Genomic DNA, 1,884 nt, shown 5'->3' on the forward strand with positions numbered 1-1,884 from the left:
GGCCCGCGCCGTCCGCCGGGCCCGCGCCGTCCACCGGGCCCGCGCCGTCCGTATCCATGCCGTCCACCGAGGGTTCGGCCTCCCCCGCCCCCCCCCCCGCTGCGCCCCCCCCCCCCCCCCCCCCCCCCCCGTCCCCGCGGCTCTGTCACGCGCTCACCTCGCGGCACGCGCGGTAGAAGTCCTTCCAGCCGTCGCGCTCGCGGACGACCGCCTCCAGGTACTCGTGCCAGATCACCCGGTCGGCGGCCGGGTCGCGGACGACCGCGCCGAGGATGCCCGCCGCCACGTCGTCCGCCCGCAGCACGCCGTCACCGAAGTGCGCGGCCAGCGCGAGGCCGCCGGTCACCACCGAGATCGCCTCTGCCGTGGAGAGCGTCCCCGAGGGCGACTTGAGCTTCGTACGACCGTCTTCGGTGACGCCGTCGCGCAGCTCGCGGAAGACCGTGACCACGCGCCGGATCTCCGTCATGGCCTCGGGCGCCGCCGGCAGGTCGAGCGAGCTGCCGAGCTGGTCGACGCGGCGGGAGACGATCTCCACCTCGGCCTCGGGCGTCGCCGGCAGCGGCAGCACCACCGTGTTGAACCGGCGGCGCAGCGCGCTGGAGAGCTCGTTGACGCCGCGGTCGCGGTCGTTGGCGGTGGCGATCAGGTTGAAGCCGCGCACCGCCTGCACCTCCTGGCCGAGCTCCGGGATGGGCAGCGTCTTCTCGGACAACACCGTGATCAGCGTGTCCTGCACGTCGGCCGGGATGCGGGTCAGCTCCTCGACCCGCGCGGTCATGCCATCGGCCATGGCGCGCATCACCGGGCTCGGCACCAGCGCGTCCCGGCTCGGCCCGTGCGCCAGGAGTTGGGCGTAGTTCCAGCCGTACCTGATGGCCTCTTCGGCGGTGCCCGCGGTGCCCTGCACCAGCAGCGTGGAGTCGCCGCTGACGGCCGCCGCCAGGTGCTCGGACACCCACGTCTTGGCGGTGCCCGGCACGCCGAGCAACAGCAGCGCGCGGTCGGTGGCCAGCGTGGTGACGGCGACCTCCACGATGCGGCGCGGGCCCACGTACTTCGGGGTGATCACGGTGCCGTCCGGCAGCGTGCCGCCCAGCAGGTAGGTGGCCACGGCCCACGGCGAGAGCCGCCAGCGGGTGGGCCTCGGTCGGTCGTCGGCCGCGGCGAGCGCGGCCAGTTCGGCGGCGAACGCGTCCTCGGCGTGCGGACGCAGCGCCTCCGGTCGCTCGGTGGGGTGCGGCGCGGCGGCGGAGCCCTCGGCTCCGGCGGCGTCCTGCACGGCTTCCGACCCGGTGTTCGCGATTCCAGACACGGTCACAAATCCCCCTCTTCACCTGCCCGTCCGGCTGCCTCAGCCGGGGACGTTCACCACCATGCACCACACCTCTGACAATCCCGCTCGGCCGGTGGAAACCGCAGGTCAGAGCGATTGTCAGTGGGTGGGCTTAGCGTCGTTGGCATGAATGGTCAGGGGGAACGATGGACCGCTGAGCAAGTGCTCGCACTTGCTCCTGACGCTGCATCACAGAAGGCGGGCAGCAAGCTCGGGACGGCCACGCCGTGGTCGGGTTGCGGGCTGCGGGACGGGGCGCTGTGGGGGCTGTGCAAGGGCAGCGGCAGCAAGCCGTACCGGACCGTGATCGACCTGTCGGGGCCGGCGTACCGGTGCAGTTGTCCGAGCCGGAAGTTTCCGTGCAAGCACGCGCTGGGGCTGCTGTTGCTGTGGGCCACGGGGGAGCCGGTGCCGGCGGGCGAGCCGCCGGAGTGGGCCACCGAGTGGCTCGCGTCCCGGCGGGAGCGCGCCGAGCGGCAGGCGGCGCCGGCGGCCGGCGGGCGCGTATACCCCTCGCCGCGCCCCCCCGACGGGCGCCGAGGGGGGGG

At 74.4% G+C, this 1,884-nt stretch carries 2 protein-coding genes; one reads left to right on the forward strand and one right to left on the reverse strand.

Going from position 1 to position 1,884, the window contains the following annotated elements; translation table 11 throughout:
* Positions 1 to 145: 145 nt before the first annotated feature.
* Entirely contained in the window at positions 146 to 1,282 is a 1,137-nt protein-coding gene (locus AAHZ94_RS33440; RefSeq protein ID WP_349997455.1) for an ATP-binding protein, read from the reverse strand.
* Positions 1,283 to 1,462: 180 nt separating this feature from the next.
* On the opposite strand from AAHZ94_RS33440, the gene AAHZ94_RS33445 reads away from it, so the two are divergent.
* Positions 1,463 to 1,884, forward strand: a 422-nt coding sequence (locus tag AAHZ94_RS33445) for an SWIM zinc finger family protein (RefSeq protein WP_349997454.1), incomplete at its 3' end; no start/stop codon positions are given.

Source organism: Streptomyces sp. HSW2009, from assembly GCF_040240285.1.
Lineage (GTDB): Bacteria > Actinomycetota > Actinomycetes > Streptomycetales > Streptomycetaceae > Streptomyces.